Below are 20072 nucleotides of genomic sequence, written 5' to 3' on the forward strand. Positions count from 1 at the left end.
CCCCATTTTGGGGTATGTGAAGATGCATACCGGCACCGACTGGGCAGCTCCCGTAGGATCGCCGATCATTGCCGCAGGCAATGGCGTCGTCGAAAAGGCCGGCTGGGCCGGTGGCTATGGCAAGCAGATCATCTTGCGTCACGCCAATGGCTACGAGACGTCCTACAATCACCAGAGCGCGTTTGCCAAAGGCATCGAGCCGGGTGTTCGCGTTCGCCAGGGTCAGGTTATCGGCTATCTCGGCTCAACCGGCCTCTCCACCGGTCCGCACCTTCATTACGAACTGATCGTCAACGGCACCAAGGTCGATTCGATGCGCGTCCGCCTGCCGGTTGGCAAGACGCTGAAGGGCGACGACCTCGTCGCCTTCAAGCGCGAGCGCGAACGCATCGACGACCTGCTCAAGCAGGAAGACAGCAATCAGTTGAAGGTCGCGAGCGCCAAGATCGAAGGCTGAGCCGACGTTTTTTCGTGGTCAGCCCTGCTGATTCGCCGTGTCGCGCACCCATGGCAGCCGCTCGCCCGAAACCGTCGTCCAGGCGGTGATTGCCGAAAGCAGGCAAAGCAGCGCGGTCACCGCGGCAACGGCTGCGAATGCCGCGTCGCTGGCGGCAAGTCGTGCCGCATCGAGGCCGGGCGCCAGGCCGGCGGGCGGCGGTTCGCCGAAACCGGGGATGCCGGAGTCGGCACCTGTGCCGAGCACGCCCGCATAAACCCAGGCCGCCAGCGATCCCATCGCCGCCACAGCAATCAGGCCGCCGATCCGCGAAACGGCGTTGTTGATGCCCGAGGCCGCCCCCGTATCCTTGTCCTCGACCGCCGTCATGATGGCGGTCGACAGCGGCGATACCACCAGGGCCATGCCGAGTCCCATCAACGCCATCAGCGGGAATACCCCCAGCCAGAAACTGTGGATGCCCCAATAGGCCAGCAAGGCAAGTCCGGCAAAGGCAAGAGCCACAACCAGACTGCCGCTGGCGATCGGAAAGCGAGGCCCGATGCGGTCGGACCACTGGCCAACCGGTCCGGATAACAGTGCCATCAACGCCGACAGCGGCAGGAATATAAAGCCGACCTCGGCCGCGCTCAGCCCCCATCCGGCGATCATGAGCATCGGCAGATAGAACAAATTGGCCGACAGGGCGAAATAAAGGAAGAAGGTCGCCACGTTGGCGCCCGCGAACGCGCCGATCCGAAACAGCGACAGATCGATCATCGGGTCGCGCCGCCGGCGCTCGAAGACGACGAACACGACGAGCAAAACCGCACCGGCGGCGATACTCGGGCCGGACATCAGCCCCTCCCCGTCACCACTCATCGAGGTCAGGCCGTAAGCGAGAGCTCCGAACGCCAATATGGCGAGTGCAGCGCCGCCGAGATCGAGGCTGCGCTTTTCCGCCGGCGCGTCGGCAGGGACCTTGGCCAGCAGAAGATAGATCGAGATAAGACCGAGCGGCAGATTGATGGCGAAGATCGCCCGCCAGATGCCGTTGCCGAACACCGACAGCACGAAGCCGCCCAGCACCGGGCCGAGCGCCGTCGCCAGTGCCGATGCCGCGGCCCAGATGCCGATCGCCCGGCCGCGTTCCTTTTTTGGATAGGCTTTGGCGATAATGGCCAGGCTGCCCGGCACCATGATGGCCGCTCCGATACCCTGGACAGCCCGAAATGCAATAAGCATCGCCGGGTTAGGCGCCAGCGCGCAGGCAAGCGAGGCGGCAATGAACAGGACGATGCCGGCGACGAAAGAGTGGCGCAGGCCGAAACGATCGCCGGCGGCGCCGCCGACGAGAATGAGGGCTGAAAGCGTCAATGCATAGGCGTTGGATATCCATTGCGCCTCGGCCAGGCTGGCGCCGAGATCGACGCGGATAGCCGGCGTCGCAATGGCCAGGACCGATCCATCGATAAAGCCGAGCGCGGAAGCCAGAATCGCGGCGATCAGCACGAACCGCCGCCGCGCCCGCGGGCAGAACGTATCGGCCGGAAGTGAGCCGGTCAGGGGAATGGCGCCAGTACCGACTTTGGTTGGCGTGTGCATGCCGCCTTACCTAGACCGCCGGCATGCCGCCGACAACCGGCCAGCAGGCTGTTCTCGTTGAAACCAGGCCGAACCTGGCCATACAGGCAGGAGAGAACGCCCGTCCGGGTGCAAACGGTGGATGCCGTGCTAGATTCCCGCAACGCTGCAACAAGGGGAAACTACCGCATGAAACGACCGCTCGAGCCCTCGGCGGAAGGACGCGGGCGCGTCGTCGGCATCACCGACGGCGTGTTCGCCATCGCGCTCACCTTGATCGTTCTCGAGATCAGGGTGCCGGCGCAAGAAACGGTGCATTCCGAAAGCGAGTTGATCGCCGCGATCACAGCACTGGCGCCGCGCTTCCTGACCTATGCGCTCAGCTTCCTGACGCTGACCATCTTCTGGTTCGGCCAGCAGGCGCAACACGGGTTGATCGCAAAATCCGACCGGCGGCTTGCCACGCTGAACCTCTGCTTCCTCGGCTTCATCGCCTTGCTGCCCTTCTCGACCGATCTTTTGGCCGACTTCCTTGAATTCAGGACCGCGGTGCTCGTCTACTGGCTCAATCTTCTGATGCTGGGACTGACGCTGCTCGCCAGTTGGCGCTACGCGGACAAAAACGGATTTCTGGCCGACGGTGTCGACGCGGAGACCACCCGAACGGTCTATCTGCGCATCGTCAAGGCACAGATCCTGTGGGCGATCGGCGCGGCACTGTGCCTAGCCAGCCCGTTGCTCAGCGTCGGCTTCATTCTGGTGGTGCAGCTGACCTATGCCGCAGCGCTGCGCGCGCCACTGCTGCGCAAGGTCATCGGGTGACATCGTTCATCGCAGTGGGCTGTCGCAAACCGTGGAAGTTGGCCGAGGCCCCTCAGCTTCGTCATCCCTGGGCGAAGCAGGAGCGAAGCTCCGTCGCGAAGACCCTGGGATCCATGCCGTGATCTCGGCCGAAGGGTGCGGCAGAGCAGAATTCCGCGCCATCGCGGTGCTCCATCGTAACGGCATGGATCCAGGGGTCTGCGCCGCGTCGCTTCGCTCCTTGCTCCGTCCCAGGATGACGACACGATAGGGTTTCGGCAAATCTCCAAGGCTGGCGATCTGCGAAAGCATCCGACCTGCCAAACTTTTGAACCAGGGAAATTACTCGACGAACTCCACGATAACGCCGGGCGTCACGATCTTGGCGAGCTCGCGCGCATCCCAATTGGTCAGCCGCACGCAGCCGTGGCTTTCGGTCTTGCCGATCTTGGACGGATCCGGCGTGCCGTGAATGCCGTAGGTCGGCTTGTCCAGTGCGATCCAGACCGAGCCGACCGGGCCGTTCGGCCCCGGCGGGATGGTCAGGATCCTGTCGTTTTCGCCCTGCTTGAAATTGATGTTCGGGTTGTAGGTGTAGTTCGGGTCCAATGCGACACGCGACACCGCATGCGTGCCGGACGGCGACGGCGTATCCGACGAGCCGATAGTCGCCGGATAGGCTGCGACAAGCTTGCCCGCCGCGTCGTAGGCACGGACCTGCTTGTTGGCCTTGTCAGCGATGATGCGCGCCACCGGCGTCGCCACCAGCCTGCCGAAATTGGCAACCTTGATGATGGTGCCCGGACGATTGAAATTGGCGTCCGGATTGAGCTGCTTCAGATAGGTTTCATCCATATGGAAGCGCTCGGCCAGCGCTTCGGGCACCGACGTGTAGCCCATGCGGTCGAGCTGGGCCTTTTGGCTGTAGTCCTCCGGTATCGAGGCAACATAAGGGCCGGCCGCATCCTCGGGCGTGATAGTATAGGAGGCGAAGGCATCGCCGCCGGATTGCGCCAGGGCCGCCTGGATACCGATCGCGTCGGTCGATTTCAGATTGCTGCCGGTGATCTCGTTATAGGCGGCGAGCGCCTTGTCGACATTCGAGCCGAAGCGTCCGTCGATGACACCGGGCGACGCACCGGCGCGGTCGAGCAGCACCTGCAGCGCCGCCACGTCCTGGCGGGCGCCGAGCGAAAGCGACGGGTCGACCGCCGTCTTGCCGCCAGTGCTTGGCGGCGGGGCTGTGTTTGGCGGCAAGGCCGCCTGCTCATTCGGCACTGTCGGCTCGACCGGCTCGATCGAGGCCTCGTTGAGCGGCTGGCGCTCGATGGTGCGTGGCCTCACCGGCTGCGCTGCCTCCGGATAATCGTTGCCGTAGCCGTCATCCCGTGGCGCTTCGGGGAAGGCTTCCACCGAATTGTCGCCATAGGGGTCGTACTCGTCGGCCGGCGGCACGATGATCCTGCCTTCGTCTTCCAACTGCCTGCGGCGGAACCGGGCCGTGTCCTCAGGGTCGTCGAGATAATAGGGATCGTCCTCCTCGACCGGCCCGAGGTTGCGCAAGCGCTCGCGACGCAAAACACGGCGGTCGAGCCTGGTCTGCGGCGGCTGGATGGCGATGACCTTGCCGGTTTCCGCATCGACGATGACGCGGTTTCCCCTGGCGTCGTAATAGATGTCGAGATTGCCGTCCTGGGCGACAAGAATGCCGCCCGCATCGGCAGCGCGAACAACCCCAGGCGCGGTGTCCGCCAGGGGTGAGGCCATCGCATTAGACGCCAGCATCCCGGCAGCGAGCGCTGAAAGGGTGAAGATGGTGCGCAGCATGGTGGCCAAGATTCTCCGGTCCGTAAATGCAGCCGTCGGCGTTGTCCCCTCGGAGCGCCGCGCGTCCTTTCGGACGCGAAAGGTCGCTCCAACACCTAAATCTCCGCGTCGTGCCATGCGAAAATCGAATCCGATCTTCGGGCCGATGCGGCAGGTGAACCCCTTCGACGGCAAATCAGTTGTCAACCATAAGGTTCCAATATGAACCGGGCATGAAGATGGCGGATTTCTGACCGATTAACCGGCAGCGAATCCCAATTCCTTGCGCGCCTGCTTCGTCAGCTTCAGCACGACGAGACGGTGGCTTTCGCGCAGATAATCCTTCAGCGCTTCATCATCCATGCTTTCGCTTGTCCGGCGCTGGATCCATTTCATGCCGCGCGAGGCGAGATACGGCGCCGGCCGAAGGCCCGGCTGTTCCCTCAGCACGTCATAAGCGATCTCGGAGCATTTGAAGGTGACGAACGGCTCCTTGCCTTCACTCCAGCCGCCGATCGCAAACACCTTGCCGCCGACTTTCCAGACATGGGCGCCACCCCACTGCACGACATGGGTCGTCGAAGGCAGCGAGGCGCAGAAACTGTTGTAGTCGTCCAAAGTCATCTGCGCCCCGCCAGTGGTGTTAGACCATGGACCGACGGTCGGCGTAGCAAAAAGCGGATGCCGGTTTTTCGGAAAAGATCATGGTCGAAATTGAAGCTAGGAATTCCATCCCGATTCGATCGGGATGGAACAGGCTCTTGGCTTGAACTCAGGCGGCCGCCTCGGTTGCCACGACTGCGGGCTTCGAGCGGAAGTTCAAGCGGTCGGATCCGGCGGTGACCTTGACGGTCGAGCCGTCGAGGATCTCGCCGAGCAGGATCTTTTCCGCCAGCGGATCCTGCAATTCCTTCTGCATCACCCGCTTCAGCGGCCGCGCGCCATAGGCCGGGTCGTAACCCTTGGCCGCCAGCCAGTCGATCGCCTCCTGATCGAGCGAAAGCGATATCTTGCGGTCGACAAGCAGGTTTTCCAGCCGCTTGAGCTGGATTTGGACGATCTGGCCCATATCCTGGCGGCGCAGCCGGTGGAACAGGATGACCTCGTCGATGCGGTTGAGGAATTCCGGCCGAAACGAAGCCCTGACGACATTCATCACCTCGTCGCGCACGACGTCGACATCCTGGTCCTCGCCGAGATTGACCAGATATTCGGCGCCGAGATTGGACGTCATGATGATCAGCGTATTGCGGAAGTCGACCGTGCGGCCCTGCCCGTCCGTCAGCCGGCCGTCGTCGAGCACCTGCAGCAGCACGTTGAACACGTCCGGATGCGCCTTCTCGATCTCGTCGAACAGCACGACCTGATAGGGCCGGCGCCGCACCGCTTCGGTCAGCGCGCCGCCTTCCTCATAGCCGACATAGCCGGGAGGCGCGCCGATCAGCCGGGCGACCGAGTGCTTCTCCATGAACTCCGACATGTCGATACGCACCATCGCGCTCTCGTCATCGAACAGGAAGCTGGCCAGCGCCTTGGTCAGTTCGGTCTTGCCGACGCCGGTCGGCCCGAGGAACATGAACGAGCCGAGCGGCCGGTTCGGGTCCTGCAGGCCGGCGCGCGCACGGCGTACCGCCTTCGACACTGCCTGCACGGCCTCGCCCTGGCCGACGACGCGCTTGCCGATCTCGTCTTCCATGCGCAACAGCTTGTCGCGCTCGCCTTCCAGCATCTTGTCGACCGGGATCCCCGTCCAGCGCGAGACGATATGGGCGACGTGATCGGGGCCGACCACTTCTTCGACCATGCCGGCCTTGCCATCCCTGGCTTCGGCCTGCTTCAGCTGCTTTTCGAGTTCCGGGATCTTGCCGTAGGCAAGTTCGCCGGCGCGCTGGAATTCACCCTGGCGCTGGGCGATGGCAAGTTCGTTGCGCGCCTCGTCGAGCTGTTTCTTGAGGTCGGCGGCAAGCCCGAGCTTCTGCTTCTCGGCCTGCCATTTCGAGGTCAGCTCGGTCGATTCCTCCTCGAGGTTCGAGAGTTCCTTCTCGAGCCGGGCGAGCCGGTCCTTCGAGGCGTCGTCCTTCTCGACCTTGAGCGCCTCGCGCTCGATCTTGAGCTGCATGATGCGGCGATCTATCTCGTCCAGCGCCTCGGGCTTCGAATCGACCTGCATGCGGAGCCGCGACGCGGCCTCGTCGACCAGGTCGATCGCCTTGTCCGGCAGGAAGCGGTCAGCGATGTAGCGGTTGGACAGGGTTGCGGCCGCGACCAGCGCCGAATCCGAGATGCGCACCTTGTGGTGCTGCTCGTATTTCTCTTTCAGGCCGCGCAGGATCGACACGGTGTCTTCGACCGTCGGCTCATTGACGAAGACCGGCTGGAAGCGGCGGGCAAGGGCCGCATCCTTCTCGACATGCTTGCGGTATTCGTCGAGCGTAGTGGCGCCGACGCAGTGCAGTTCGCCGCGGGCCAGCGCCGGCTTCAGCAGGTTCGACGCATCCATGGCGCCATCCGCCTTGCCGGCGCCGACCAGCGTGTGCATCTCGTCGATGAACAGGATGATGCCGCCGGCGGCGGACGTGACCTCGGAAAGTACCGCCTTCAGCCGCTCCTCGAACTCGCCGCGGTATTTGGCGCCGGCGATCAGCGAGCCCATGTCGAGCGCCATCAGCTGCTTGTCCTTGAGCGATTCCGGCACATCGCCATTGACGATGCGCAGCGCCAGCCCTTCAGCGATCGCCGTCTTGCCGACGCCGGGTTCGCCGATCAGCACCGGGTTGTTCTTGGTGCGGCGCGACAGCACCTGGATCGTGCGGCGGATCTCGTCGTCACGGCCGATGACCGGGTCAAGCTTGCCCGCGCGAGCGTCCGCCGTCAGGTCGCGCGCGTATTTCTTCAGCGCGTCGTAGCCCTGCTCGGCGCTCGCCGAATCGGCGGTACGACCTTTGCGTACGTCGTTGATGACCTGGTTCAGCTTCTGCGGCGTGACACCAGCCTTGGCCAGGATGTCGGCCGTCTTGGCCGATTTTTCCATGGCGAGCGCCTGCAACAGCCGTTCGACGGTGACGAAGCTGTCACCGGCCTTCTTGGCCAGTTCCTCGGCGGTCGAAAACACCTTTGCCAGCGGCTGCGCCAGATAGAGCTGGCCATTGCCGCCCTCGACCTTGGGCATTGCCTCCAGTGCCGTTTCGACGCCGAGCTTGACGTCCCGGACATTGCCGCCGGCGCGCTCGATCAGCGACGCAGCCAGGCCCTCGTCGTCATCGACGAGGACCTTGAGGATATGCTCGGGGGTGAATTGCTGGTGATTGCGGGAAAGCGCCATGGTTTGCGCGGACTGGATAAAGCCGCGCACGCGCTCGGAATACTTTTCAAGATTCATGCCTGTCTCCTTCCGTCACCGGCCCGCTTCGCGGCACCGGATCAGATTGCGGTGACGGACCCGCCCGTTCGAGCCGGATCCTGTTCACGCAAGATATGGGACGCAAACCACGGACCCTCAAGACGCCTCGACACTGGCGAATAGATAATATTGCGAGCGCGCAAAACAAAAACGGCGGAGATTTCTCTCCGCCGTCCATACATGTCCCGCAAAAGTGCGCAGCGAACGTTTTTTCGATCAATTCTCGACGTCTGCGATCACAGCTTGACCGCCGGGGCTTTCAGCCGGCGCTGCATCGACATTGCCAGCGTCGGTATTGCCAGTCCCGGCATTGCTTGTCTCGGCACTGCTTGTCTCGGCACTCTCAGGGCCGGCGTTGTCGTTGCCGCCATTTGCCTGTTCGACATCGAGGCGCGGGCGACGCGGACGCCTGGGGCGGCGGGCCGGGCTGCTTTCGGCAGCGGCTTCGTTGAGCTCGGCCTGGGCGGCGAGACCCGCCGGCGAAAGGTTGTCGAATTGCTGTGCGGGTTCACCCACAAAGATCGGCTCAGCTGCCCGCACGGGCTCCGCCTGCGCCGGAACCTCGTCGCGCCGTGGCTGTTCGACGCGCTGGCCACCCTGCTGCTCGCCGCGCGAGCTATACTCGCCACGCTGGCCGTTCTGGCCGTAACCGCCATTGGGGCGACGGTCGCGGTGGCGTCCGCCATTATTGTCGCGGCCGTCACGATTATCGCGGCCGCCGCGATTGTCACGGCTGTTTTCCTGGTTCAGCGCCAGCTCGGCCGGCGTGCCATCGATGACCGGCTGCGGGCCGGCCCCCTGATTGACCGTCGAGCCCGATGTCTCGTTGGCATTGTTGTTGCCGGCATTGTCGAACTCGTCGCGATCCTCGTCGCCATCATCGTCGAAATCATCGCGAATCTGCTGGGCGTTCTGGATCGGCATCTGCGCCTGAGCGGCTGCGATGATGCGGTTATAGTGTTCTGCATGCTGGAGATAGTTTTCCGCCATCACCCGGTCGCCGGAGCTGTGCGCGTCACGGGCTAGGGTTGCGTACTTCTCGGCAATCTGCTGAGCCGATCCGCGGATCTTCACGTCCGGGCCGTTGCTCTCATAGTTGCGCGTCAGGGGATTCGGCCCCTTACGGTTGTTGTTGTTATTGTTATTGCCGCCGCCGCCATTGTTGTTGCGACCGCGCATGCGCCTGTTTTGCTGTTGTGGCCTCATTAGACTCTCTTCACTTTGAAATTTTCGAAAAACTCTTCACGAACGGAGGCGCTCATGCGGCCAGCCGTTTCGTTCTTTCACCGGCGTTCGCCCGCATCAATTGCGTTGGCGCCACGTGCCATCCTGTTCCGGTTACTTCACTTGCCGGACGATTCCCGCACGAAGCTTGGGCGTCGTTTGCGCAAGAAGGCAGCTGTTTCCAAGGAAAACCGAATCGCTAAGAGCACTGCCTGCTTCGTCTCATCCGGTTAAGGCGACCCTAGCCGCATTCCCCGGTATTGCCAAGCGCTTTTTTCGCACTGCATCACGGCTTCCACCGTTCGAACACAAGAACTCTGTTGTTTCCGCCGAGATCACGAAACACCCCGACAGAACTGTACCCGGCCGCGGAGAATATCTCCGTAACCTGTTGGTGCTGCGTATGGCCGATCTCGACCGCAATCCTGCCTTGGACTTCCAAATACGCTGCCGCTCCTGCGGCGATCTTCCTGTAGGGGCTCAGACCGTCCACACCGCCATCCAAGGCCTGGCGTGGATCGAAACCGCGGACCTCGTCCTGCAGATTTCCAATGTCGTCTGAGGGTATATAGGGAGGGTTTGCGGCAATTACATGGTACCGGCCAGAAACTTTTTCAAACCAGTCGGATTTGAGCGCCCTGAACCGGCCGGCGAGCCCCAATTCCCTGGCATTGCGCGTGGCGGTGCCCAGCGCCTCTTGCGAAATGTCGACGCCAGTGGCGGTCGCGGCCGGAACCACGCTGAGCAACGCCAGCGCGATGGCACCGGTGCCGGTCCCGAGATCGAGGATGCGGCAACCGCCTTCGCGTGCCGCCATTGCATTGACGAAAGGCAGCACCGCCTCGACCAGCGTTTCGGTATCCGGTCGCGGCTCCAGCGTTTGCGGCGAAAGCGAAAGGCGCAAGCCGTAGAATTCGCGGTAACCGAGGATGCGGTGCACCGGTTCGCCGGCGACGCGCCGCAGCAAGGCGGCATCGATTGCCGCCGTCACGTCCGCATCGACCGCGCACCCAGGATCGGCGATGGCCTGCGTGCGGTTGGTGCCGGAAAAATGCTCGACGATCAGCCTGGAATCGAGCGCCGGATCCGCAATCCCGGCTGCGGCGAGCCGGTTTCGCGCTTCCCGCAGCAGCGGCGCCAGAGTGGCGGGCAGGCTGTCAGCCATCGATGCCTATATCGGCGAGCAGCTTCGACTGGTGATCGGCTATCAGCGCGTCGATGATCTCGTCGAGTTCACCCATCATCACCCGGTCGAGCTTGTAGAGCGTCAGGTTGATGCGATGATCGGTGACGCGACCCTGCGGAAAATTATAGGTGCGGATGCGTTCCGAGCGGTCGCCCGAGCCAACCTGCGACTTGCGCGATTCTGAACGTTCCTCGTCCGCTTTGCTGCGTTCGAGGTCGTAAAGCCTGGCGCGCAGGATCTGCATGGCCTTCGCCCGGTTCTGGTGCTGCGACTTTTCCGCCTGCACCACCATGATGCCGGTCGGCAGATGGGTGATGCGCACGGCCGAATCGGTGGTGTTGACGTGCTGGCCGCCGGAACCCGAGGCCCGCATCGTGTCGATGCGGATGTCTTCGGCCCGGATGTCGATGTCGACCTCTTCGGCTTCCGGCAGCACCGCGACCGTCGCCGCCGAGGTGTGGATGCGCCCGCCCGCCTCGGTCGTCGGCACACGCTGCACCCGGTGCACGCCGGATTCGAACTTCAGATGGGCAAAGACGCCCTTGCCCGAAACGGTGGCGATGATTTCCTTGTAGCCGCCGACCTCGCCTTCGCTGGCCGACACCGTCTCGAAACGCCAGCCATGCGCCGCTGCATAGCGCTCGTACATGCGAAACAGGTCGCCGGCAAAAAGCGCCGCCTCGTCACCGCCGGTGCCGGCACGGATTTCGAGGATGGCGTTCTTGTCGTCTGCGGCATCCTTGGGCAACAGCAGGATCTGGATGTCCTTTTGCAGCACCTCGATGCGATGCTTGACCTCCGGCAGGTCGGCCTCGGCCAAGGCGCGCATCTCGGCGTCGGTGCCCTTGTCGGCCAGCATCGCCTCCAGATCGGCCTGTTCGCGCTCGGCGGCACGCAGTGCCCTGATCTTTGCCACCATCTGCTGGATGTCGGCATATTCGGAAGCCATCCTCACATAGGCGTCCGGCGCCGGCCCGGCCGACATCTGCGCTTCGAGCATGTCGAAACGCTTGACGACTTGATCCATACGGTCGCGGGGCAGGTTGATCATGGTCCTGGAACTTCGATGGGATTCACGTCAGGGCGAGTCGAAAATGACGGATTTCGAGAACCGGAGCGGAATGTACATTTAAGTACATGAGCACCGGAAGCGCAGAAAATCGACATTTGCAGGCCGCCCTCACGTGAATCTACAGCGGTATGGAGCGGTCGTCGGCAAACGCCTGCAGCAGCGCCCGCATCGGCAGGCCATGCGCCGGCGCCATCAGATTGTCGTCGAAGAACGCTTCCAGCTCGCTGAGCGGCAGTTCAGTCAGCATCGCCTTGACCGGGCCGATCGATGCCGGCGACATCGAGATCGAGCGGTAGCCAAGGCCGATCAGCGCCATCGCCGAAATCGGCTTGCCGGCAAGTTCGCCGCACAGGGTCACCGGCGTATGGTTGCGCGCCCCGGCGTCGGCAATCTGCTTCAGGACGCGCAGGAACGGCGTCGAGAGCGGGTCGAAGCGGTCGGACAACTGGGTGTTGCCGCGATCCACCGCCATGACGAACTGGAACAGGTCGTTCGAGCCGACCGAGACAAAATCGACCGCCTTCATCAGTTCGTCGAGCTGGAACAGCAGCGACGGCACCTCCAGCATGGCCCCGAGTTTGAGGCTGGTCGGCAAATGATGGGCAAAGCGCGACAGATGCCGCACCTCGCGATCGATGATCTCGCGCGCCTGCGCAATCTCGCCGAGTTCGGTCACCATCGGCAGCATCAGCTTCAGTTCGCGTCCGCCGCACGCCTTGAGCAGCGCGCGGATCTGGGTACGCAGCAATCCGGGCCGGTCGAGCGTCAGGCGGATGGCGCGCCAGCCGAGCGCCGGGTTCTCTTCCTGGATCGAGCCCTTGAAATAGGGCAGCACCTTGTCGCCGCCGATATCGATGGTGCGGAACGTCACCGGCTTGCCGCGCGCCGCTTCGAGCACGTCACGATAAAGCCGCTCCTGGGCTTCGGCGCGCGGAAAAGTCGAGGCGACCATGAATTGCAGCTCGGTGCGGAACAGACCGATTCCGGCCGCACCTGCTTCGGCCAGTTGCGGCAAATCCACCGCCAGTCCGGCATTCATCAGAAGATCGACCTGGACACCGTCCTTGGTCACCGACGGCTTCTTGCGCAGCTCGCGGTAGACCTCCTGCCGCCGCGCCCTGAAGCGCACTTTCTCGGCATAGGCCGCCTCGAGGTCGGGCTGCGGGCGCAGATGGATCGCGCCTTCCTCGCCGTCGACGATGATGGCATCGCCGTTTTCCGCCATGGAAACCGCGCCCTTCATCTGGCCGGCGACGGGTATGCCCATGGCTCGCGCCACAATGACGACATGGCTGGTCGCGGCGCCGTCTTCCAGCACCAGCCCGCGCAGCTTGTCCCTGGGATAATCGAGCAGCTCGGCAGCCCCCATCGAGCGGGCGACGATGATGGCGTCCTTGGGCAGCGAGGCCGCGACGTCCTCCGGTCCGCGCCCCATCAGCTGCCGCAGCAGCCGATTGGCGAGATCGTCGAAATCGCTCATCCGTTCGCGCAGATACGGATCGGTCATGTGCAGCATGCGGGCACGCATGTCGCTCTGCACCTTTTCGACCGCCGCTTCGGCCGTCAGGCCGTTGCGGATCGCCTCCTCGAGCCGGCGCACCCAGCCGCGGTCGTTGGCGAACATGCGATAGGCTTCGAGCACCTGGCGATGCTCGCCCTCGAAGGCGACGTCGCGGCGCTCCAGCATGTCGTCGATGGACAGCCTGAGCGAGCCGAGGGACGCGTCGAGCCGCCTGACCTCTTCCTCGCTGTCCTCGTTGAACAGGTTGGTGACGACGATACGCGGCTCGTGCAGCACCACATGGCCGAGCCCGACGCCTTCATTGAAGGACAGGCCGGTAAAGCTTACCGGGCGACGCAGATCGAGCTCGAGGCCGGGCCTTGTCAGCCGCTCCAGATCGCCGGTGGCGATCATCTCGGCGATCACCATCGCCGTCGTTTCCAGCGCCTCGACCTCGTCGTCGCGATAATGGCGCATGGTCTTGTTCTGCACGACCAGGACGCCGAGCGTCCGCCCTGCCCGCAGCACCGGCACGCCGAGGAAGGAATTGTATATCTCTTCCCCTGTCTCCGGCAGGTAGGCGAAGGCAGGATGCTCCTGCGCGTTGGAGAGGTTGAGCGGCCGCGCCGAGGCCGCGATCGTGCCGACCAGGCCTTGGCCCAGCCTGAGCTGCGCCAGGTGGACGGCGTTCGGGTTCAGGCCTTCGGTGGCGTAGAGTTCGAGCACCGAATCGGCGCGCAGAACATAGAGCGAGCAGACCTCGGCAACCATGTTGGAGGCGATGTCGCGCACGATTCGGTCAAGCCGCTCCTGCGGCTCCAGCGGCTCTTGCATGAGCTCGCGGAGCCGTTTCAGCAAAACGCGCGGGCCACTGGCCGAATCACGCATCGCGGCTTCTTCTCCAATAGCGTTTCAACCGGTGCAGGTTGCCCTGCACAGCGGCACAAACGCAACAACTCAATTAGAGCGCCATCGTCCAATTGGACGCATAAAGACCGCTCCAAGCCTTTCGATCCGCCGCATCCCGCCTTCCGAAAATCGACTCCGATTTTCGGGCCGATGCAGTCTGCTACTGCTTATCCAGACCGTACACGGAATGCAAAGTGCGAACTGCTAGTTCCGTATAGGGACCGTCGATCAGGATCGAAATCTTGATTTCGGACGTCGTGATGGCGCGGATGTTGATCGCGCGGTCGGCCAGCGCCTTGAAGGCGGTGGCGGCGACGCCTGCATGGCTGCGCATGCCGATGCCGATGACCGAGACCTTCGACATGCCGGCTTCCGACTGCACCACGTCGTAACCGATCGTCGCCTTCAGCCGTTCGAGCACGGCAAGCGCCTTGTCGACGTCGCCGGATGGCACGGTGAAGGTCATGTCGGTGAACTTGCCGTCCTCGGAAATGTTCTGGACGATCATATCGACATTGATGTTGGCCTCGGCCAGCGGCCCGAAAATGCCGGCGGCGACGCCCGGCCGGTCGCCGACGCGGCGCAGCGAAATCTGCGCTTCGTCCTTGGCATAGGCAATTCCGGTGACGACCTGCTGTTCCACGATCTCTTCCTCGTCGCAAATAAGCGTTCCCGGCGGATTGAGCAAATCCCCCATTCCGGGTGCATCGGGATCGTCGAAGGACGACCGCACAAAGGTACGCACCCTGTGCACCATGGCAAGCTCGACCGAGCGCACCTGCAGGACCTTGGCCCCGAGCGACGCCATTTCGAGCATTTCCTCGAAGGAAATCTTGGCCAGCCGCCGGGCCTTCGGCTCGATGCGCGGATCGGTCGTGTAGACCCCATCGACATCGGTGTAGATATCGCAGCGGTCGGCCTTGACCGCCGCCGCGATGGCGACTGCGCTGGTATCGGAACCGCCGCGGCCGAGCGTTGCGATCCGGTTGTCCGGCCCGATGCCCTGGAAACCGGCGACCACCGCCACCTGGCCTTCGCCGAAGCGCTTGATCAGGAACGCACCATCGATATCGAGAATGCGCGCCGCGCCATGCGCGTTATCGGTCTTGATCGGAATCTGCCAGCCTTGCCAGGAACGGGCATGCACGCCGATGTTCTGCAGCGCGATCGCCAGCAAGCCGGCCGTAACCTGTTCGCCGGAAGCGACTACGGCGTCATATTCGCGCGCATCGTGCATTGGCGAGGCCTCGCGCGTCCATTGCACGAGCTCGTTGGTCTTGCCGGCCATCGCCGAGACCACCACAGCGACTTCATGCCCGGCATCGACCTCGCGTTTGACATGGCGCGCCACATTGCGGATGCGGGCGATGTCGGCGACGGACGTTCCGCCGAATTTCATCACGATGCGCGCCATGGAAGCGAAATGCCTTTGACTGGATGCCGGACCGAAGGCCGAAAAGTGGAAAAATGCGCCACGCTGTAGCGAGGCGCTCAATGCGCGGCCTCCTTAGCCAAATGACAGTCGTTTCGCAAGGCGTGCCGCCGCTGCCGGCCGGGCGACACACCAGCGCAGCATCGTGCCTGCCCTGCGTCTTGCCAATATGATGCGCGCTTCAGCCCAGCTGTGCCGTGGCTCTCCACAGGCGCGGATAGTCGAGGACGAAGCCTACCGGCGAGACCTCCAGCATCTCGTTGTAGCCGAACATCGGGGCGGCATAGGCGTAATGTGCCGCATCGACGCGCTGGTAGGTCTGTTCCAGGCGCACGAGCCTGAGTTCGGGAAATGTCAGATAGGCTGCCGGCGCGGGCGTCGCCATACCGACATCGAGGGCAAAACGGCGAAGCGCCAAAAGGTTTGTGGCGGGCGTGAAGCCGAGATCGACATCGATGAGACCGTCGACTTCCGCTTGATGCTCGCCGTTCAGCGTCCATTGGCGCTCGGTCAGCCGGTCGATCCCATAATGCAGCTGTTGCGTGCCGACAAAGCCGTCGGCGCGCGCCGAGCGTGTACGCCAATCGGCGTCGCAGTCCACTTCGTACGCGATGCTGCACGGCTTGCCGTCCTGGACGAAAAGCGCGTGTCCCCTTAGGTTCCACCCGGAACTCGCTTCCGACAGAAGGCAAGCGTCGTGGCCTTCCTGGTCAAGCCGGCGCCAAAGAATGGAAGCAACCGCTCGCATCATTGCGCACTCCTACAAACCCGATGTCTCTGCTTCGTCCGCCAGAGCTTAGGCGTTTCCTTCCGGCACACCATCAACTGACACGTGCTGACACAAATGCAGCGGGCAAAAGGCGGCGCCGGCAGGCATCGCGCGCATCGCGCAGCCGGCGGTGAATTTCGCGCCTTGACATTCGCAGCCTCGCGCCCGACTTCCTAGCGTCCGAGGAGACCACGCCATGCCTGAGCCCCGACGATCGACGATCGATGCCGGAGAGGTGGAACGCTTTTCCGCCCTTGCCGCCGAATGGTGGAACCCGAACGGCAAGTTCCGCCCGTTGCACAAGTTCAACCCGATCCGGCTTGCCTATATCCGCGACCAGGTGGCGGCCCGCTTCGGCCGCGATCCGCGTGCGGCACGGCCGTTCGAAGGCCTGCGCTTCCTTGATATCGGCTGCGGTGGCGGGCTTTTGTGCGAGCCGATGGCGCGGCTTGGCGCCGAAGTGGTCGGCGCCGATGCCTCCGCCACCAACATCGAAGTGGCCAAGCTGCATGCTGCGGAAGTCGGCGTGAGCGTTGATTACCGCGCCACCACCGCGGAAGACCTGGCCGATGCCGGCGAAAAATTCGACGTCATCCTCAACATGGAAGTGGTCGAGCATGTCGCCGATGTCGATCTGTTCCTGGCCAAATGCGGAGAGATGGTCAAGCCCGGCGGCATCATGTTCGTCGCCACCATCAACCGCACGCTGAAGGCCCTGGGCCTGGCCATCATCGGCGCCGAATATGTGCTGCGTTGGCTGCCACGCGGCACCCACCAGTTCGGCAAGCTGGTGCGCCCCGAGGAACTGGAAAAGGCGCTTGCAGGTGCTGGCCTGACCGTCATCGACCGCACCGGCGTCACCTACAACCCGCTCGCCGACCGCTGGCAGCGCTCGAAGGACATGGACGTCAACTACATGGTGCTGGCGGAGAAGGCATCCGTCTGAACTTACGCCTCCTCGCCCCTAGGTCTTCTGGCTTTGCGCCTTGGTGGTGATGAACACGCCGGCGGTGATGATGACGGCACCGGCCCAGGTCAGCAGTTGATAGCGCTCGCCGAGGAAGAGGGTCCCGGCAAACAGCCCGACCGCCGCCGCGACGTAGCCGATCTGGCTGAGATAGACCGGGCCGCCGACCGCTTGCAGGCGGAAGAAGAAGGCGAACATCGCCGAGGCTGATGCCACCTGTGCCGCAGCGACCAGCGGCACGCCGCCGAGCGAGCCGAATGCATTGCCTTCCAGCAGCACCAGGATGCCCGCAAGCAGCATCAAGGCTGCTGCCAGATGGCTGCCGACGGCGAGCTCGATCGGGCCGGTGCCTTCGGGCCAGTCGACGGTACGGTAAATGTTGCCGGCGGCGAGGCTGACGGGGATGAGCAGGCCCATCGCAACCCAGAAAAATTCGGCCGGCTGGCCCGCTTCGCCGCGCGTCACCGCCACCATGACTGCGCCCACGAAACCGACGGCGATGCCGACGACGCCCAGCGTGGTCGGGCGCCTGACGCCGAGCAGCATCGAGAACACCAGCGTGACGACCGGCGACAGCGTGAACATGATGCCGCTATAGCCGGCGCCCAGATGCGGAATCGCTGAAAACATCAGCAGATTGGGGATTGCGTAGGAGACGGCCGCGGTCACGAAGAAATAGCGCAGCCTGTGCAGCGTAAGCCGCATGCGCTGCCCGTTGAGCAGCAATGCGCACAAAAGCACGCCGCCGGCGCCAAGCGAGATGACGAAGGCCCAGACCATGGCGGGCACGCCGGCCGTCGTCGCGATCTTGCCGAACGGCAGCGTCAGGCCGAGCAGTCCGCCGGTGACGACCAGAAGGCCAAGCGCCGAGTCCCAGAGAAATTTCATCGCACCATCCCGTCGCCCGTTCGCGGCCCTTGGCCTACACCACAAGCTGAGGTAAGATAATATAAAGATTCTTCACGTCAAGATACATAACGGTGAGAGACATGGATCGCGCGGCAAAAGCGATCGAGCAATGGAAAAAGGAACGGCCGGATCTCGATGTCTCGCCGATGGCCGTGCTTGGACGGTTGAACGAGGCCGCCTCGTTGATCGCACGAGAGCGGCTGGCGCCGCTGTTTTCAAGTTACGGGCTGCAATCCGGAGAATTCGACGTGCTGGCGACGCTGCGTCGTTGCGGGCCGCCATATGCGCTGACGCCGACGGCTCTGTACGAGGCGACGATGGTGACGTCGGGCGCGATGACCAACCGCCTCGATCGGCTCGAGAAATCCGGCCTGATCAAGCGCGGGCCGCACCCCGACGATCGCCGCGGGATTATTGTGCAGCTGACCGGGAAGGGCCTCGCTTTGATCGATGAGGCGGTGACTGCTCACGTCGCCAACGAGCACCAGATACTTTCTGGGTTAGCACGCCCGGAGCAGACCATGCTGGCCCGCCTGCTCGAAAAACTGATCGCGAGCTTGAGCTAACCGAACCGGCCAAGGGCCGGCCCGAGGGGATGGAAAAAGCTCAAATCCTGGTCGCAGAGCCTCGTTTGGGCCGGCGAACAGCTCTGATCTTGCCGCTGTTTCCGCCACCGCAGAAAAACTGGTCGCCGCCATCGGATTCGAGCCCCGACACGCCTGTTCCCGGCGGCATATCGAGCTTCTCCAGAACCTTTCCCGTTTCAGGATCGATCCGCCGGACATCGCTCTCCTCGCCCTCCCAAGTCCCATGCCACAGCTCGCCGTCGACCCAGCTGACGCCGGTGACGACGCGGTTGGAAACGATGGTGCGAAGGATTGCCCCTGTCTCGGGATCGACCTGATGAATCTTTCGGCCCCGATGCTGCCCGACCCAGAGCGTTCCTTCGGCCCAGGCGAGCCCGGAATCACCGCCATTGCCAGGCGCCGGGATCGACGCCAGCACCTGGCCATTCTTTGGATCGATCTTCTGGATGCGATCCTCGGCGATTTGATAGAGGTGCTGGCCGTCGAAGGCCGTTCCGGCGTGTGCCGCGACCTCGATCGAGCGCACCACTTTGCCGCTTGCCGGATCGAAGGCGTTCAATCTGTCGCCTGAGGCAAACCAGACATGCTCACCGTCGAAGGTAACGCCGTCTACGTGGTCGACACCCGGAAAGGGTCCGTATTCACGGATGATTTCGGCAGAGGATCGTTCCATAATTCCATCCTAGTAGCCCGGCAGTGGACCGGGGAGTAACAAGATTGTCGGGAAACCCGTTAGCGGCGGGGTCATCCAGCGACGCGCCCGTCCGCGGCCGAACGACTGCACCTTGCCGGCCTGGGCGAGCTGCTCGAGCGCCCGCTGCACGGTACGCGAACTGGCTCCAAGCGCAATCGCCAGGGCCGAACTCGACCAAGACTCGCCGTCAGCGAGGAAGGCGAGCACGGCGGCATGCTCTTCTTCGACGGGCGGCGCCAGCACGACGACCTCACCTGCGCGGCGCGGCGCCAGCGAAAACCCCCGCTTCGTCGCGCTCACATCGGCCAAGCTACGAAGCTCCGCGCGAAGCCGCCCGACTTCGACCCGTAACCGTGCGCGATGTGATTCGTCCGCGTCCTTTCCGCGGAAAGCGCGCGCGATAAGCGTCGATCTTGCCAAGTCCCCCGGCCAGGCTTCGGCCAGCGCGCGGGCCAGCGCGAACAGCACCGGGCGGGTCGCCAGCGAGACAACCGTATCTGCTACCCGCACCACATTGCGGCATGCATCCACCACGAGCGCCCCCGACGCCAGAAGCGCTTCGACTTCATCGAGCAGGAGGGGCCGTTCCTCACCACGGGCGATAAGGCGTGCCGCCGGCGTATCCAGCACCACCGATGCGCTCTCCACCTCCGCGATCAGCGCGGGGATGCCGGACGCGGGGGGGGCCCCCCCCCCCCCCCCCCCCCCAAACCACATGACCATGATCGGCGCGACGCCGATGATCGGCAGCGCCGATACCATATTGCCGATCGGCAAAAGCCCGCGCCGCAGGAA

The 20072-nt window shown here is 63.7% G+C and carries 16 protein-coding genes and 1 pseudogene (1 of these 17 cut by a window edge); 4 read left to right on the top strand and 13 right to left on the bottom strand.

The features are described 5' to 3' along the window. On the top strand, positions 1–457 hold the final stretch of the coding sequence (locus NKI79_RS29780; RefSeq protein WP_352476325.1) for a M23 family metallopeptidase. The gene continues 1502 nt to the left of window position 1, outside the view; the window shows 457 of its 1959 coding nt (coding positions 1503–1959); its start codon lies beyond the left edge, outside the window; its stop codon occupies positions 455–457. 18 nt (positions 458–475) lie between these two features. On the opposite strand, the gene NKI79_RS29785 is transcribed toward NKI79_RS29780, so the two are convergent. After that, positions 476–2041, bottom strand: coding sequence for an MFS transporter (locus NKI79_RS29785; protein ID WP_352806663.1), 1566 nt, complete (start codon positions 2039–2041; stop codon positions 476–478). 168 nt (positions 2042–2209) lie between these two features. Between NKI79_RS29785 and NKI79_RS29790 the strand changes: the two genes are divergently transcribed. After that, on the top strand, positions 2210–2842 hold the full coding sequence (locus tag NKI79_RS29790) for a TMEM175 family protein (protein ID WP_352806666.1): 633 nt from the start codon (positions 2210–2212) through the stop codon (positions 2840–2842). A gap of 321 nt (positions 2843–3163) precedes the next feature. Here NKI79_RS29790 and NKI79_RS29795 read toward each other — a convergent pair whose 3' ends face one another. The 9 genes from NKI79_RS29795 to NKI79_RS29835 all read right to left on the bottom strand — a co-directional run bounded on the left by NKI79_RS29795 (position 3164) and on the right by NKI79_RS29835 (position 16102). Continuing rightward, complete coding sequence (locus tag NKI79_RS29795; protein ID WP_352806669.1) at positions 3164–4648, bottom strand: L,D-transpeptidase family protein; 1485 nt, start codon at positions 4646–4648, stop codon at positions 3164–3166. 237 nt (positions 4649–4885) lie between these two features. Then, a complete protein-coding gene (locus NKI79_RS29800) occupies positions 4886–5251 on the bottom strand; it encodes an MmcQ/YjbR family DNA-binding protein (RefSeq protein WP_352476322.1) in 366 nt (121 codons plus the stop codon). Between the two features lie 148 nt (positions 5252–5399). After that, entirely contained in the window at positions 5400–8006 is a 2607-nt protein-coding gene (clpB, locus tag NKI79_RS29805) for an ATP-dependent chaperone ClpB (protein WP_254816714.1), read from the bottom strand. 237 nt (positions 8007–8243) lie between these two features. After that, entirely contained in the window at positions 8244–9206 is a 963-nt protein-coding gene (locus NKI79_RS29810) for a DUF4167 domain-containing protein (protein WP_352806672.1), read from the bottom strand. A 331-nt stretch (positions 9207–9537) separates the two neighbouring features. After that, a complete protein-coding gene (gene prmC / locus NKI79_RS29815; RefSeq protein ID WP_352806675.1) occupies positions 9538–10416 on the bottom strand; it encodes a peptide chain release factor N(5)-glutamine methyltransferase in 879 nt (292 codons plus the stop codon). Next, entirely contained in the window at positions 10409–11488 is a 1080-nt protein-coding gene (gene prfA, locus NKI79_RS29820; protein ID WP_352506686.1) for a peptide chain release factor 1, read from the bottom strand. The genes prmC and prfA overlap by 8 nt, the downstream gene beginning before the upstream one ends. Positions 11489–11627: 139 nt before the next feature. Continuing rightward, positions 11628–13898: a phosphoenolpyruvate--protein phosphotransferase gene (gene ptsP, locus NKI79_RS29825; protein WP_292661374.1), complete on the bottom strand. Its 2271-nt coding sequence runs from the start codon at positions 13896–13898 to the stop codon at positions 11628–11630. A gap of 181 nt (positions 13899–14079) precedes the next feature. Beyond that, positions 14080–15333, bottom strand: coding sequence for an aspartate kinase (locus NKI79_RS29830; RefSeq protein WP_254816709.1), 1254 nt, complete (start codon positions 15331–15333; stop codon positions 14080–14082). A gap of 199 nt (positions 15334–15532) precedes the next feature. Continuing rightward, complete coding sequence (locus tag NKI79_RS29835; RefSeq protein ID WP_352806679.1) at positions 15533–16102, bottom strand: putative glycolipid-binding domain-containing protein; 570 nt, start codon at positions 16100–16102, stop codon at positions 15533–15535. A gap of 214 nt (positions 16103–16316) precedes the next feature. Here NKI79_RS29835 and ubiG point away from each other — a divergent pair, with 214 nt between their 5' ends. Further along, positions 16317–17066, top strand: coding sequence for a bifunctional 2-polyprenyl-6-hydroxyphenol methylase/3-demethylubiquinol 3-O-methyltransferase UbiG (gene ubiG / locus NKI79_RS29840; RefSeq protein WP_254816707.1), 750 nt, complete (start codon positions 16317–16319; stop codon positions 17064–17066). An 18-nt stretch (positions 17067–17084) separates the two neighbouring features. Here ubiG and NKI79_RS29845 read toward each other — a convergent pair whose 3' ends face one another. Further along, positions 17085–17975, bottom strand: a complete 891-nt coding sequence (locus NKI79_RS29845) for a DMT family transporter (protein ID WP_352737569.1) — start codon at positions 17973–17975, stop codon at positions 17085–17087. A 101-nt stretch (positions 17976–18076) separates the two neighbouring features. Here NKI79_RS29845 and NKI79_RS29850 point away from each other — a divergent pair, with 101 nt between their 5' ends. Then, positions 18077–18562, top strand: a complete 486-nt coding sequence (locus NKI79_RS29850; protein WP_352806682.1) for a MarR family winged helix-turn-helix transcriptional regulator — start codon at positions 18077–18079, stop codon at positions 18560–18562. Positions 18563–18602: 40 nt separating this feature from the next. On the opposite strand, the gene NKI79_RS29855 is transcribed toward NKI79_RS29850, so the two are convergent. Further along, on the bottom strand, positions 18603–19256 hold the full coding sequence (locus tag NKI79_RS29855; RefSeq protein ID WP_352476315.1) for a Vgb family protein: 654 nt from the start codon (positions 19254–19256) through the stop codon (positions 18603–18605). A 9-nt stretch (positions 19257–19265) separates the two neighbouring features. After that, a pseudogene (locus tag NKI79_RS29860) lies at positions 19266–20072 on the bottom strand (hypothetical protein); the annotation flags it as partial.

This window comes from Mesorhizobium sp. M0340 (assembly GCF_040321535.1).
Taxonomy (GTDB): Bacteria; Pseudomonadota; Alphaproteobacteria; order Rhizobiales; family Rhizobiaceae; genus Mesorhizobium.